The organism is Micromonospora sp. NPDC049359, from assembly GCF_044466585.1.
Taxonomy (GTDB): domain Bacteria; phylum Actinomycetota; class Actinomycetes; order Mycobacteriales; family Micromonosporaceae; genus Micromonospora.
Genome location: NZ_JBITMW010000016.1, coordinates 85302 through 98685, shown reverse-complemented (window position 1 = coordinate 98685; position 13384 = coordinate 85302). Strand labels below are relative to the sequence as shown.

Annotated in this window: 14 protein-coding genes and 1 riboswitch; of the genes, 5 read left to right on the top strand and 9 right to left on the bottom strand. The window is 72.9% G+C overall.

Going from position 1 to position 13384, the window contains the following annotated elements; translation table 11 throughout:
• Nucleotides 1–136 precede the first annotated feature (136 nt).
• The 5 genes from ACIBTX_RS29625 to ACIBTX_RS29605 all read right to left on the bottom strand — a co-directional run bounded on the left by ACIBTX_RS29625 (nucleotide 137) and on the right by ACIBTX_RS29605 (nucleotide 5283).
• Nucleotides 137–2149, bottom strand: coding sequence for an acyl-CoA dehydrogenase family protein (locus ACIBTX_RS29625; RefSeq protein WP_396833291.1), 2013 nt, complete (start codon nucleotides 2147–2149; stop codon nucleotides 137–139).
• A gap of 104 nt (nucleotides 2150–2253) precedes the next feature.
• Entirely contained in the window at nucleotides 2254–2757 is a 504-nt protein-coding gene (locus tag ACIBTX_RS29620; protein WP_357133278.1) for a DUF6328 family protein, read from the bottom strand.
• A gap of 119 nt (nucleotides 2758–2876) precedes the next feature.
• Entirely contained in the window at nucleotides 2877–3626 is a 750-nt protein-coding gene (locus ACIBTX_RS29615) for a sugar isomerase domain-containing protein (RefSeq protein WP_396833289.1), read from the bottom strand.
• Nucleotides 3623–4429 carry an aminoglycoside N(3)-acetyltransferase gene (locus tag ACIBTX_RS29610; protein ID WP_396833288.1) on the bottom strand — a complete coding sequence of 269 codons (807 nt, stop codon included), beginning with the start codon at nucleotides 4427–4429 and terminating at the stop codon, nucleotides 3623–3625. Before ACIBTX_RS29610 ends, ACIBTX_RS29615 begins: the two co-directional genes overlap by 4 nt.
• Nucleotides 4430–4452: 23 nt before the next feature.
• The gene (locus ACIBTX_RS29605) at nucleotides 4453–5283 is read right to left on the bottom strand and encodes an alpha/beta fold hydrolase (RefSeq protein WP_396833287.1); all 831 of its coding nucleotides are present in this window, start codon (nucleotides 5281–5283) and stop codon (nucleotides 4453–4455) included.
• 108 nt (nucleotides 5284–5391) lie between these two features.
• Nucleotides 5392–5496: riboswitch (TPP riboswitch) on the top strand.
• Nucleotides 5497–5573: 77 nt separating this feature from the next.
• Here ACIBTX_RS29605 and ACIBTX_RS29600 point away from each other — a divergent pair.
• The 3 genes from ACIBTX_RS29600 to ACIBTX_RS29590 all read left to right on the top strand — a co-directional run bounded on the left by ACIBTX_RS29600 (nucleotide 5574) and on the right by ACIBTX_RS29590 (nucleotide 8608).
• Nucleotides 5574–6161, top strand: a complete 588-nt coding sequence (locus tag ACIBTX_RS29600) for an ECF transporter S component (RefSeq protein ID WP_357175824.1) — start codon at nucleotides 5574–5576, stop codon at nucleotides 6159–6161.
• A gap of 142 nt (nucleotides 6162–6303) precedes the next feature.
• The gene (locus tag ACIBTX_RS29595) at nucleotides 6304–7716 is read left to right on the top strand and encodes an ABC transporter ATP-binding protein (RefSeq protein ID WP_396833286.1); all 1413 of its coding nucleotides are present in this window, start codon (nucleotides 6304–6306) and stop codon (nucleotides 7714–7716) included.
• 91 nt (nucleotides 7717–7807) lie between these two features.
• Complete coding sequence (locus ACIBTX_RS29590) at nucleotides 7808–8608, top strand: energy-coupling factor transporter transmembrane component T (RefSeq protein WP_357175827.1); 801 nt, start codon at nucleotides 7808–7810, stop codon at nucleotides 8606–8608.
• A gap of 245 nt (nucleotides 8609–8853) precedes the next feature.
• Here the strand turns inward: ACIBTX_RS29590 and ACIBTX_RS29585 are convergent, their stop codons facing one another.
• Entirely contained in the window at nucleotides 8854–9435 is a 582-nt protein-coding gene (locus ACIBTX_RS29585) for a hypothetical protein (protein ID WP_396833285.1), read from the bottom strand.
• Nucleotides 9436–9725: 290 nt separating this feature from the next.
• Here ACIBTX_RS29585 and ACIBTX_RS29580 point away from each other — a divergent pair, with 290 nt between their 5' ends.
• On the top strand, nucleotides 9726–10022 hold the full coding sequence (locus tag ACIBTX_RS29580) for an MTH1187 family thiamine-binding protein (RefSeq protein WP_357133265.1): 297 nt from the start codon (nucleotides 9726–9728) through the stop codon (nucleotides 10020–10022).
• Nucleotides 10023–10165: 143 nt separating this feature from the next.
• On the top strand, nucleotides 10166–11608 hold the full coding sequence (gene gndA / locus ACIBTX_RS29575; RefSeq protein ID WP_357133263.1) for an NADP-dependent phosphogluconate dehydrogenase: 1443 nt from the start codon (nucleotides 10166–10168) through the stop codon (nucleotides 11606–11608).
• A 104-nt stretch (nucleotides 11609–11712) separates the two neighbouring features.
• On the opposite strand, the gene ACIBTX_RS29570 is transcribed toward gndA, so the two are convergent.
• The 3 genes from ACIBTX_RS29570 to ACIBTX_RS29560 form a co-directional block, all read right to left on the bottom strand.
• Nucleotides 11713–12471: a pirin family protein gene (locus ACIBTX_RS29570; RefSeq protein WP_396833284.1), complete on the bottom strand. Its 759-nt coding sequence runs from the start codon at nucleotides 12469–12471 to the stop codon at nucleotides 11713–11715.
• Nucleotides 12468–12668 carry a thioredoxin reductase gene (locus tag ACIBTX_RS29565; RefSeq protein WP_357133259.1) on the bottom strand — a complete coding sequence of 67 codons (201 nt, stop codon included), beginning with the start codon at nucleotides 12666–12668 and terminating at the stop codon, nucleotides 12468–12470. Before ACIBTX_RS29565 ends, ACIBTX_RS29570 begins: the two co-directional genes overlap by 4 nt.
• 487 nt (nucleotides 12669–13155) lie before the next feature.
• Nucleotides 13156–13341: a hypothetical protein gene (locus ACIBTX_RS29560; RefSeq protein ID WP_357133257.1), complete on the bottom strand. Its 186-nt coding sequence runs from the start codon at nucleotides 13339–13341 to the stop codon at nucleotides 13156–13158.
• Between the last annotated feature and the right edge of the window lie 43 nt (nucleotides 13342–13384).

Genomic DNA, 13384 nt, shown 5'->3' with positions numbered 1-13384 from the left:
GAGCCGCGATCGTGCTCGAACCAGGAAGTAGTGGCCTCGGGGTCGGAGGGATGCCACTGGATCCAGGATCGAGCACGATCTCCCTGCCAACGCCGCGATCGTCCCCGCCGATGGGGCGGGGGACCTGTCGCGAACGTTACGGTTTCGGGGGGATACGGCGGCGGACGTCCTCGGCGGTGGACGGGCCGGGCTCCCAGCGGGCCACCCAGGGCAGTTCGGCGGACGGGGTGACGACGCCCTCCTCCACGCTCGCGTAGCGGCCTGCGAGGATCCGCTTGGCGGCGGCGGTGTCGACCGAGTCGGTGTTGTCCCAGAGGGCGGCGAACAGCGCGTCCACCCGAACGCGGGCCTGCCGGCAGAACAGGTCGGCCAGCTCGACGTTCTCCGGGTGGGAGTCACGTTCGGCGGACGCGCGGACGCAGACGGCGGACATCGCGAACAGCTCCGCGCCGATGTCCACGATGCGCCCGAGGAACGCCTGCTTGCGCTCCATCTTTCCCTGCCAACGGGACATCGCGTAGAACGTCGAACGGGCCAGCTTGCGCGAGGAGCGTTCCACTTGACGCAGGTGGCCGGCGAGGGGGCCGAACTCGGCGTACGCCGATGGGCTCTGGCCCTTGCCGACCGTGAGGGTCGGCAGCCACCGCGCGTAGAACGCTCCCGCTCGGGCGCCGGCGCGGGCCTTGCGGCCGAGCCCCGCCTCCGGGTCGATGATGTCGCCGGCCACCGACAGGTGGGCGTCGACGGCCTCCCGGGCGATCAGCAGGTGCATGATCTCGGTGGAGCCCTCGAAGATCCGGTTGATGCGCAGGTCGCGGAGCACCTGTTCAACGTTGGCCGGGCGTTCGCCGCGGGCGGCCAGCGAGTCGGCGGTCTCGTAGCCGCGCCCGCCCCGGATCTGGACCAGCTCGTCGGCGATCTTCCAGGCCATCTCACTGGCGTAGAGCTTGACCAGCGCCGCCTCGATCCGGATGTCGTTGCGGTCGTCGTCGGCGAGCAGGCAGCACAGGTCGAGCATGGTCTCCATGCCGTACGTGGTCGCGGCGATGAAGGAGAGCTTCTGGGCGACGGCCTCGTGCTCGCCCACCGGCCGTCCCCACTGGACGCGGTCGGCGGCCCATCCCCGGGCCACGTGCAGCGCCCACTTGCCGGCGCCCACGCACATGGCCGGCAGCGAGAGCCGGCCGGTGTTCAGCGTGGTCAGGGCGATCTTGAGGCCCTTGCCCTCGCGGCCGATGACATTCTCGGCGGGCACGAACACGTCGTGGAAGCGGGTCAGGCTGTTTTCCAGGCCGCGCAGGCCGACGAACTCGTTGCGCCGTTCCACGGTGATGCCGGCGCTGTCGCCGTCCACCACGAACGCGGTGATGCCGCCGCGTCGACCTTCGGTGGGCACCCGGGCCATCACCACCAGCAGGGTGGCCACGGTGCCGTTGGTGGCCCAGAGTTTCACGCCGTTGAGCCGGTAACCGGTGCCGTCGACGGTCGGTTCGGCGGTGGTGGCGAGGCGCGCCGGGTCGGAGCCGACGTCCGGCTCGGTGAGCAGGAACGCGGAGACCTCCCCCGCGGCGAGTCGGGGCAGGAAGCGCTGCTTCTGCTCGGCGGTGCCGAACATCTTCAGCGGTTGCGGCACGCCGATCGACTGGTGGGCCGAGAGCAGCGCGCCGATCGCCGGGCTGGCCGAGCCGGCCAGCATCAGGGCCCGGCAGTAGTGCAGGTTGCTCAGCCCGAGGCCGCCGTACTTCCGGTCGATCTTCATGCCGAACGCGCCGAGGTCGGCGAGGCCGTGGAAGACGGAGTCGGGGATGGAGGCGTCCCGCTCGATGGCCGCGCCGTCCACCTCGGAGGTGACGAAGGAGCGCAGCTGGCCGAGGAACTCCTCAGCGCGGGCCACGTCGTCCGGGTCGGAGCGCGGCCACGGGTCGATGAGGTCGAGCCGGAACCGGCCGAGGAACAGTTCCTTGCCGAAGCTGGGACGGTCCCAGGTGGACTCGCGGGCGGCCTCGGCGACCCGGCGGGCCTCCTTCTCCGAGACCTGGCCCGCCTCGGCGGGCAGCGGCGCGGCGGTGCCGGCCGAGGCACCGGGTTCGGGGGCAGGACCGGATTCGGGGCCGTCCGGTGCCGGTCGGCCGTCCTGTGTCGTGGTCACGGCTGCCCCCTCGAAGCTCGGTGCGGCTGCTCGACGTGTGCGACTAACGCCACGCTACCCCCGGTTGTTACCCAGGGGTAGCGTGGCGGGAACATCGACGGAGATCAGCCGACGCTGAGCGTGTCCGGGTCGTCGTCCTCGTCGTCGATGTCGTCGTCACCCCAGTTGCGGCGGGCGAACGGCAGGATCACCCAGAAGACGAGGAACCAGAGCCCGGCCAGCGCGCTCAACACGAAGGCGATCGGCCGGTCCAGCACGAAGTCGGTGATCAGCAGCACCGCGCTGACCATGGCGATCAGCATGAAGGCGAGGCCGCCGGTCGCCATGAGGTGCGCGAACCGCACCAGTTCCGGCTTGCGCCCCTGGCGGAACAGCGCCCGGTGGAACGCCACCGGCGAAATGATCATCGCGGTGGCGGCGGCCGCGGCGAGCAGGGCGACGATGTAGACGTCGCGTTGGAACTCGCTGGTCCGGGTGAACCCGTTGCTGAACGGCAGGGTGAGCAGGAAGGCGAAGAGGATCTGCACGCCGGTCTGGGCGACCCGCAACTCCTGGAGCAGGTCGGCGAAGTTGCGCTGCCAGCGTTGCTTCTCGGTCTCCTTGGACACGCGCTACCTCCGGTGAGACGGTACTGCCGGCGGTCCCGGCCGCCGGCAGCAACGCCAATGCCCCACACGACCGAGCGCGAAACAGGCTCACGACACCTGCCGTTCATCGTGCGGCAATGTCAGGAGCCGCGACGGATCCGACCCACGTACCGGGCCTCCAGCGCGTTGTTGTGCGCGTCCCCGTCCGGGATGTTCGCCGACAGGTAGACCGGGGGCCGCTCCCCCGCCGCGAGCAGCCGGGCCACCACCTCCACGGTGACCTGCTGGGCCAGCAGCGCGGCAGTGATCGAGGAGACCGCGCCGACCGCGCCCCCGTCGGGCAGCGGCAGCGTCGCGTCGCCGTACGGGGCGCCGTTGTCGAGCACCACGTCGGCGAGGTCGGCCAGCTTGCGCCCGGACGGGTGGCGGGAGGTCATCCGGCCGGAATGCTGTGCGGAGGTGATCGCCACCAGCCGGTGACCCCGCTCCTTGAGCAGCGTGGCGAACTCGACCATCGCGCCGTTGACCCCGGAGTTCGAGGCGAGCACGAAGATGTCGGCGGGCCGTACGGGAGCCAACGCCCAGAGCCGGTGCGCCACCGCCGGGTCCCGTTCCAGCAGCGGCCCGAGCACGTCGGCCGGCTCGCCGCCGAGCAGCACCAGGTCCCGCAGGGCGATCCGGTTGGTGGGTACCAGCCCGCCGGCCCGGCCGGCGATCTCCATGGCGAGGGCCTCCGAGTGCCCGGTGCCGAAGGCGTGCACCACCCCGTCGGCGCGTACCGCCTCGGCGATCAGGTCGGCGGCCCGGCCCACGGCCTCGGCCTGGCTGGCGGCCACCCGGGACATCGTCTCGGTCACCACCCTCAGGTAGTCCCCGGCGCTCACCGTCATATGTCCTCCGTCCGTCTGTTGCGGGCGAACCACCGCACCGCGAAGTCGACCGTCGCCCGCTGGCGTACCAGCCTCGCCGTCCCGGCGCCCACCGGGCCGACGCGGACCACCGTCGTGGCGTCGAGGTCCCGGCCCAGCGCGCCGAAGTCGCTTCCGTCGAGCCGGACGTCCTGCCACCACACCCATTCCCGGCCGCCGTCGGCGGTCCGCACCGCCGCGCCCAGTCGCTCGCGGACCAGGGCGGGACGGCGGTACTCGGCCAGGTGCAGCGAGGTGTTGACGCTGTGGTCGACTCCGAGCAGCAGCACGTCGGCGTCCAGGTCGTAGAGCCGGGCCAGCGGCGAGCCCTCGCCGAGCATGTCGGCCAGTTCGTGCCCCGCCACCACCTGCCCGGCCGACGGGCCGAGCGCCGCGAACGACACCTGGGGGTGCGTGCTGCGCAGCGCCCCCGGCCAGCAGCGGACCGTCTCGGCGAGGACGCCCATGTAGCGGCTCGGCGTGACCGCCGGGTCGAAGCCGGGCATCTCGGCGCGGATCAGCGGCCACCAGTCCACCGGCACCGGCGGGTTGCGCCACTGCGCGGGGTCGCTGTTGTCGGGGGTGTGGGTGGGTACCACGATCGTGCCGTCCGGGCCGAGCGCGTCACGCAGCGCCAGCGCCAGCGCCTGCGGTCCGCCGCAGACGTAGCCCAGCGGGCGCATCCCGGCGTGCACCAGCACCGTCGATCCGGGGCGTACGCCCAGCAGGCGGAGCTGCGCGGCGATCGACCGACGGGTGCCCGGCCCGCCGACGGGCACGGTCACAGCTCTCCCCCGCCCGGCACGGCTCAGGCCGTCCCGGCGACCCGCGCCAGGACCGCCTCGGCCAGCGCGGCGGGCGCGGCGTCCGGGATCCAGTGGGTCACCCCGGCCAGGGGTACGAAGCGATAGTCGCCGGTGACGTTGGCGGCGCACGCCTCGGCGGCGGTCCGGCCGATCGCGACGTCCCGGTCGCTCCACACGTAGGTGGTCGGTACGGCGACCGGGGCCACGGCGGCCAGGTCGGCGCGGGACATCGCCCGGTACCAGTTCAGGGCGGCGGTGAGCGCGCCCGGCTCGCGCATCGGGTCGGCGTAGCGGTTCACCCGGGTGGCGTCGCCCACCCCGCCCAGCAGCTTGCGCAGCGCCGTCGCGTGCCACGCGAGCAGCACCTTCTCGGCCTTGCCCGGCTTGCGGAACAGCGCGATGTACGACGACCGGGCCTTCTGCTGGCCGTCCGTGGCGAGTGCGTGTGCCATGGCCGCCGGGTGCGGCACCGACACCGCCGTCAACGTACGGACCCGCTGCGGGTGCGCGGCGGCCACCGCCCAGGCCACGACCGCGCCCCAGTCGTGGCCGACGAGGTGCACGGCGTCCAGGCCGAGCGCGTCGAGCACCGCGACCGCGTCGGCGACCAGTTCGGGAATCCGGTACCCCGCCACCTCGGCGGGGCGCGCGCCCGGCGAGTAGCCCCGCTGGTCGAGGGCGTACGTGCGCAGTCCGGCGGCGTGCAACGGCGGCACGACCTCGTCCCACTCGCCGCTGTGCTGCGGAAACCCGTGCAGCAGCAGGACGGGGACGCCGTCGGACGGGCCGCCGGTGCGTACCTCGAATGTCAGACCCCGCGCGTCGACCTGCATGATCGTCAGCCTACCCAGCCGTCGTCGCGCCGACCCGGATGCGCCGGCCGCGGGAACGCCCTGCTGGGCTGTTACCCCTGGTCGGTGCTAGCGTCAGCGAGACAACTTCACATCCGACAGGGGAGCGCACAGCGCTGAGAGTGCGGGCACGCCCGCAGACCCTCGAACCTGATCTGGGTAATGCCAGCGCAGGGAGTTCGGTCGACCTCCAGCCGCGCCGTGGGTCCGGTGCCACCGGACGCGCGGCGTGCGTCTTCTCCTGGTTCGTTTCACTGAACTGGGAGCACAGCATGGACAACACCACCAGCCGTTGGCGCACGATCGACATCGTGGTCGCCTCGGTGATCGCGGTCGCCTTCGGCGTCATCTTCTGGGCCTGGGGCCTGGTCTGGAGCGCCACCGAGGGCGCGTTCGCCTTCTTCCCGCCGGCCCAGACGCTGATCTACGGCGTGTGGCTGATGCCGGCCGTGGTCGGCGGGCTGGTCATCCGCAAGCCCGGCGCCGCGCTCTACTGCGAGACGGTGGCCGCCGTCGTGTCCGCGCTGCTGGGCAGCCAGTGGGCCGGCACGGTCATCCCGCAGGGCATCGTGCAGGGCATCGGGGCCGAGCTGGCGTTCGCCGCGTTCCGGTACCGGTCGTACCGGCTGCCGACCGCCGTGCTGGCCGGCGCGCTGACCGGCCTCAGCGCGGCCCTGTTCGACTTCTTCGTCTGGAACGCCGAGTACGCGCTGGGCGACTACCGCATCCCGTACGCGCTGCTCACCATCGTCAGCGCCACGATCATCGCAGGTGTCGGCGGCTGGGCCCTGACCCGCGCCCTGGCCAACACCGGCGCCCTGGACCGCCTCCCATCAGGCCGAACCCGCGCGCTGGTCTGACCCTGTCCCGTCCGACCCTGTCCCGTCCGACCCTGTCCCGTCCGACCCTGCCTCGTTGATCAAGAGGTTCGCGTCACCACGAGGCGGAATTCTGACGCGAACCTCTTGATCAACAGCGTGTGGGGAACCGGGAGGAGGGGTTGTGGGGGTACTGCTGCGGGGTTTTGGGTGGCGGCACGCCGGGCGGCGGGCCTGGGCGCTGCGCGGGGTGGATCTCCGAGTGGAGGACGGCGAGCGGGTGCTGCTGCTCGGGCCCTCGGGAGCCGGCAAGAGCACCCTGCTCAGCGCACTGGCCGGGCTGCTGCCGGACGATTCCGGTGAGCAGGAGGGCACCGTCGAGATCGACGGGCTCGACCCGCGCAAGGGCCGGGAGCGGGTCGGCATCGTCTTTCAGGACCCGCAGTCCCAGTTGGTCATGGCACGCAGCGGCGACGACGTCGCGTTCGGGTTGGAGAACCGGGGCGTACCCGCGGACGAGATCTGGCCGCGCGTCGACGAGGCGCTGCGGCGCGTCGGCTTCCCGTACCCCCGCGACCGCAACACGGCCGCCCTCTCCGGCGGCGAACAGCAGCGCCTCGCCCTGGCCGGCGCGTTGGCGCTGCGGCCCAGCCTGCTGCTGCTCGACGAGCCGACCGCCAACCTCGATCCGGACGGCGCCACCCTGGTCCGGGGCGCCGTGTCGGGCGCGCTGGACGCCGACACCACCCTGATCCTCGTCGAACACCGGGTGGCTGAGGCGTTGCCCCTGGTCGACCGGGTGGTCGTCCTGGAGCCCGGCGGCGGCATCCGCGCGGACGGGCCACCCGACGCGGTCTTCGCCACGCACGGCGACGCCCTCGCCGCCGAGGGCGTCTGGGTGCCCGGTCACCCCATCGCGCCGCGCCGGGCCACCGCCGCCGCCGGCGACGTGCTGCTCACCGCCGACCGGCTCGGCCTGCCGTCGCGGCTGGGCCCCACCGATCTGGCGGTACGCGCCGGAGAGGCCCTCGCCGTACGAGGACCGAACGGCGCCGGCAAGTCCACCCTGGCGCTGCTGCTCGGCGGGCTGCTCAAACCGGGTACCGGCCGGGTCACCGCCTCGGCCGAGCTGGCCGACGCCGACCATCGCACTCCCCCGCACCGCTGGCGCGCCCCCACGCTGGCGCGGCGCATCGGGTCGGTCTTTCAGGACCCGGAGCACCAGTTCGTCACCGGCACCGTCTTCGACGAGCTGGCGCTCGGCCCACGCCGGACGGGTCAACCCGAGGCAGCGGTCAAGGCGACGGTGGCCGGGCTACTCGAGCGGTTACGACTGACCCGGCTCGCGGCGGCCAACCCGTACACCCTCTCCGGTGGGGAGGCGCGACGCCTCAGCGTGGCGACGGCCCTGGCCACCGCGCCACGCCTGCTGATCTGCGACGAACCCACCTTCGGCCAGGACCGGCGGACCTGGGGCGAGCTGGTCGACCTCTTCGCCGACCTGCGCGACGCCGGGCACGGCGTCGTCAGCGTCACCCACGACCCGGACTTCGTCGCCGCGCTCGCCGACCGCACCGTCACCCTGGAGCGGTCGTGAGCGCGGCGGCGCGCAACCGTCACCTCGGAGCGATCGTGAACGCGGCGACGCGCCGCTACCGACGCCGCAGCGCCGAACAGGAGCCACGCCGATGATCAGCATCGAGCCGGTCGCCCGGCCCGGAGCGCCGTTGGCCCGCCGCAATCCGGTGGCGAAGCTCGCCGCCGCGTTGGTCTTCTCGTTCACCCTGCTGGCCACGCTCGACCCGGTGGCACCCGCGGTCGCCATCGCCGTCGAACTCGCCGTGCTGCCGCTGTTCGGCCTGCGCTACCGGGTCCTGGCCCGGCGGGCCCTGCCGCTGCTGCTCAGCGCCGTCGGCATCCTGGTCACCCTGGTGCTCTTCGCCGCCGACCAGTCCGGTCGCGTCCTGCTGGACGCCGGGCCGGTGCTGGTGAGCACCGGGGTGCTGCTCACCGCGCTCGGCCTGGTGCTGCGGATCTTCGCGGTGGCCCTGCCCGGGGTGATCGTCTTCGCCACCACCGACCCGACCGACCTGGCGGACGCGTTGATCCAGAACGCGAAGGCGCCGGCGCGGTTCGCCATCGGGGCGCTGGCCGCGTTCCGGCTCGTGCCGCTGCTCGGACAGGAGTGGCAGATGATCAGCATGGCCCGCCGGGCCCGCGGCGTCGACGCGGGGCGCAACCCGGTAGCCAAGCTACGACTCTTCGCGTCCACGGCGTTCGCGCTGCTGGTCGGGGCGATCCGCCGAGGTACCCGGCTGGCCGTCGCGATGGACGCGCGCGGGTTCGACGCCGGCACACCCCGTACCGTGGCCCGCCGGCAGCGCTTCCGGCTCGCCGACACGCTGCTGGTCGTCGGCGCGGCGGCGCTGGCCGGCGCGGCCCTGACGACGAGCATCCTGGCCGGAACCTTCCGCCCCCTACTCGGCTGACACCGGCCCACGCCGGCCGGCCGCGCGCCAGGCCGGTCGCACGCCAGGCCGGTCGCATGCCAAGCCCTCGCGCGCTGCGCCCCCGCGCGCCGGGCCCCCGCGCCGGCGTGCCGCGCCGGCGTGCCGGGCCGGCGGCAAGATCCGCGCAACTTCAGGGATGTAGTGGCCTCCCACACTGACGAGGCCACTACATCCCTGAAGTTGCTGTCACCGAATCGTGGGCCCGCGCGGGCGCAACGGCTCGGTCAGCTACGCCGGAAGGCGTAGCGGCGGGTCTGCCCGGCCGGCTGGCTTCGGCCGCCGGCCGAGCGGTTGCCCCCGCCCGTGGGCGGCCCGGCGGTCGGCGCCGAGGGTCGGCTGGCCGGCGTGCGCAGATCCTCCACCGCTGGCGCGTCGACAGCCGCCGGCACATCGACGGGCAGCGCCGCGTCGGCCGGGACAGCTCCGGGCCGGAGCGGCTCGCCGGTAGCCGCCGGGTCGACCAGCGCCGCCAGCGGCAGCGGCTCGCCGGTAGCCGCCGCGTCGGCCAGCGCCGCCAGCGGCAGCGGCTCGCCGGTAGCCGCCGGGCCGACCAGCGCCGCCAGCCGCACGGGCTCGACCAGGGCCGCCGGCAGCGTCGGGTCGACCGCGACATCGGGGCGGGTCGACAGGATCGGGCCGCGACCAGCCGCCGGGCCATGGTCCGCCAACAGGCCGCGACCAGCCGCCGGGCCATCCCCGGCCGCTGGACCGTGGTCGGCCGCCGGGCCGTGGTCGGCCGCCGGGATCTTTCCGGGCGGGGTCGTCTTCGGGGTACGGGACTTTCTCGGGTTACGCCTGGCGGGCATCCGGGCCTCCTTCGGTGCCGACCGTCCCGGCCGTTCCCGCGCTGGCGGTCGGTCGGATCGGCTGGTGACCGCCGCGGCGCGACGGTTCAGTGGGAAGGGACTGCTCACCGGGGGTCAGGCAGGCTCGAGGCCGCCGAACGGCGGGAATGGAGACGCGCGACGCCCGGGAGCGCACGGGCCGCGACGCGGGGCGGCGGTCCGGCTCGGAAGTGGGGCGTCAGTTACGCATGCCGGAACCCTAACCACCGACTGGGGAGACGCGCATCCGAATTTACTGGCACGATCGGCAGATGCTGATCGCGTTCTCGATCACCCCGCTGGGCGGCGGCGACTCCGTGGGCGACCTCGTGGCAGAGGCGGTACGGGTGGTCCGCGAGTCCGGGCTGCCGAACCGGACCGACGCCATGTTCACCACCGTCGAGGGCGAGTGGGACGAGGTGATGGCGGTGGTCAAGCGAGCCGTCGACGTGGTGGCCGCGCAGGCGCCCCGGGTGAGCGTCGTCCTCAAGGCCGACGTCCGGCCCGGAGTCACCGACGCGCTCACCGCGAAGGTGGCGCGTGTGGAGGAACGACTGGCCCAGGGGTGAGCGGGTACCTCGGTCGGCCGGTGGACGCGGTGGACGGACGGGCCGCGACCAGGTAGTGACCCGCCGTGGGACGACCTGCCCGTGAGGCCGGATGCCGCGATACCGTCGCAGGGACAGTTCGACGGCGAGAGGTGGCGGCACGAATGGCTCAGCAGGCGACAGCGCAGATCGGCGTGACCGGGCTGGCGGTGATGGGCCGGAACCTGGCCCGCAACCTGGCCCGTAACGGCTTCACCGTGGCGGTGCACAACCGGTCCCCGGAACGCACCCGCAGCCTCGTCGCGGAGCACGGCGACGAGGGCACCTTCGTGCCCGGTGAGTCGATGGCCGACTTCGTGGCGTCGCTGGAACGACCCCGCGCGGTGATCGTGATGGTCAAGGCCGGTGCGCCCACCGACGCGGTCATCGACGAGTTGGTGCCGCTGCTGGATGAGGGCGACATCATCGTCGACTGTGGCAACGCCCACTTCGCCGACACCCGCCGGCGCGAGGAGTCGCTGCGCGCGCAGGGGCTGCACTTCAGCGGCACCGGCGTCTCCGGCGGCGAGGAGGGCGCGCTGCTCGGCCCGAGCATCATGCCGGGTGGCTCGACCGAGTCGTACGCGAAGCTCGGGCCGATGTTCGAGAAGATCGCCGCCCAGGTGGACGGTGTGCCGTGCTGCACGCACGTCGGGCCGGACGGCGCCGGGCACTTCGTCAAGATGGTGCACAACGGCATCGAGTACGCCGACATGCAGCTCATCGCCGAGGCGTACGACCTGCTGCGGGCCGGGCTGGACGTGACCCCGGCGGAGATCGCCGAGATCTTCCGCGAGTGGAACAACGGCGAGCTGGAGTCGTTCCTCATCGAGATCACCGCCGACGTGTTGGCGCACACCGACGCGGCGACCGGCCGGGCGTTCGTCGACATCGTGCAGGACCGGGCCGAGCAGAAGGGCACCGGCCGGTGGACCGTGCAGAGCGCCCTGGACCTGGGCATTCCGATCACCGGGATCGCCGAGGCGACGTTCGCGCGCTCGCTGTCCGGGCACGTCGACCAGCGCGAGGCGGCCCGCCGGGCCTTCCCGGACGCCGGTGAGAAGTGGCAGGTCGCCGACCGGGACGCGTTCGTCGAGGACGTCCGCCGGGCGCTGCTCGCTTCCAAGATCGTCGCGTACGCCCAGGGTTTCGACCACATCCGGGCCGGCAGCAGCGAGTTCAACTGGGACATCGACCTGGGCGGTACGGCGACCATCTGGCGGGGTGGCTGCATCATCCGGGCCCGCTTCCTGAACCGGATCCGCGAGGCGTACGACGAGCAGCCCGACCTGCCGACGCTGCTGGTGGCGCCGTACTTCGCCGAGGCGGTCAGCGCGGGCGTGCCGAGCTGGCGGCGGGTGGTGGCCGACGCGGCGCAGGCGGGTGTGCCGACGCCTGCGTTCTCGTCGTCGCTCGCGTACTTCGACGCGCTGCGGGCCGAGCGGCTGCCCGCCGCGCTGATCCAGGGCCTGCGGGACAACTTCGGCGCGCACACCTACCAGCGTGTGGACCGCGACGGCTCGTTCCACACCACCTGGGCCGGCGACAAGACGGAGTCCCCGGCCTGACGACGCGGGCATGATCGCGCTCCATCCATGATGTAGTGGCCTCCCGCCGCCGGGAGGCCACTACATCCATGTTCAGGCGTGATCATGCGAGGCATCGCGAGCGCTCAGGCGACGGTGGCGTGCATCTCCCACACGAGGATCTCCGCCGGCTCGTCGGCGGTGACCCGTCGACCGCCGGTCATGGTGAGCCTCGCCGCGTCGCCGGTGCCGAGTGGACCGCTGTCCTCCAGGGTGACCGTGCCGTCGGGCACGTACACGTGCACGAAGGGCGCGTCCGGAATGGTGACCTCGTCGCCGGGGCGGAGGCGGGCGGCGTGCAGGGTCGCGTACCGGTTGCGGATCCGGATGGACGCGCCGTCGTAGCGGTCCATTCCGGAGGCGATCGGCACCAGGCCGCCGCGCAGCAACTCGTCCTCGATCTCCAACTGCTCGTAGCCGGGGTCGACACCCTGCTCGTCGGGGAGCACCCACATCTGCACGAAGTGCACGGGGTCGCTGTGCGGCTCCTGGTCGTTGAGCCGCCAGGCGTCGTTCTTCTCCGAGTGCAGGATGCCGGTGCCGGCGCTCATCCGCTGCGCCAGGCCCGGATAGATCACCCCGGAGTGGCCGGTGGAGTCCTGGTGCACGAGTGAGCCCCGCAGCACCCAGGTGACGATCTCCATGTCCTGGTGCGGGTGGGTCTCGAAGCCGGCGCCCGGCCGGACCACGTCGTCGTTGTTGACCAGCAGCAGACCATGGTGGGTGTTGGCCGGGTCGTAGTGCCGGGAGAACGAGAAGGAGTGCTTCGAGTCCAGCCAGGAGATCCGGGTGGCGAAGCGGTCCTCGGCGCGGCGTACGTCGACCGCCGGGGCGGCTGCGGTCACCAGGCACGCTGCCCGGCGTCAGGGATCGACGGCGCCCAGGTCAGGGCCGGCTCTCCGGTGGCCAGTTCGGCGATCTCACCGGTGCGCAGCGCGGGCGTGTGACCGAACTCGGCGCAGTGCTGCTCGGCGATCTCGGCGCAGATCTCGGCGACCTGCTCGCAGATCGGATCGCCCAGGTCGGCCGCGTTCAATGCCATGATCATCTTGTACCGCAGATCCCGCACACCCACCCCCACCCGTAGTTCCGCTCCCCCTCCCGAACCCTACCGACCCCCACCCCGCCAAGCCCCAAAACCCACAACCCACCAAACCCCCGCCCGACCCACCCCCGCCCCGCGCTCACCCCGCCCCGCCCCGATCCACCCCGACCCGACCCACCCCGACCCGACCCGACCCGACCCGACCCGACCCCGTCGATCATGGAGTCGTGGTGCTGAACGAAAGTCGTGAATACGGTCAAACCGGACACCACAACTCCATGATCGACGGGGCGAGGCGAGCGACGGGGTGACGCGATCGGCGGGGTGAGGCGAGCGACGGGGTGAGGCGAGCGACGGGGCGAGGCGAGCGACGGGGCGAGGCGAGCGACGGGTGACGCGAGCGGCGGGGTGAGGCGAGCGACAGAGCTAGACGCACGCGCCGCCCCGCACGTTGTGCGGGGCGGCGCGTCAGGACTGTGTTGCGTTACCAGAACCGGCGACGCTTGGCTTTCTGCGGGCGGATCAGGTCCGCGCCCCTCGTCAGCAGCCGGGTCGCCCCGGAGGGGCCACGACGGGCCTCCAGGGTGTGGCTGAGTCGACGCGCGCCGGCCGCGGCCAGTGGCGCCGCGACGGCCATCACCGCCCACTGGGCAATGCGCTTCTGGATCATGTGGGTTCACCTCCGTCAGTGGCTCCTGACGTTCCTGATACCC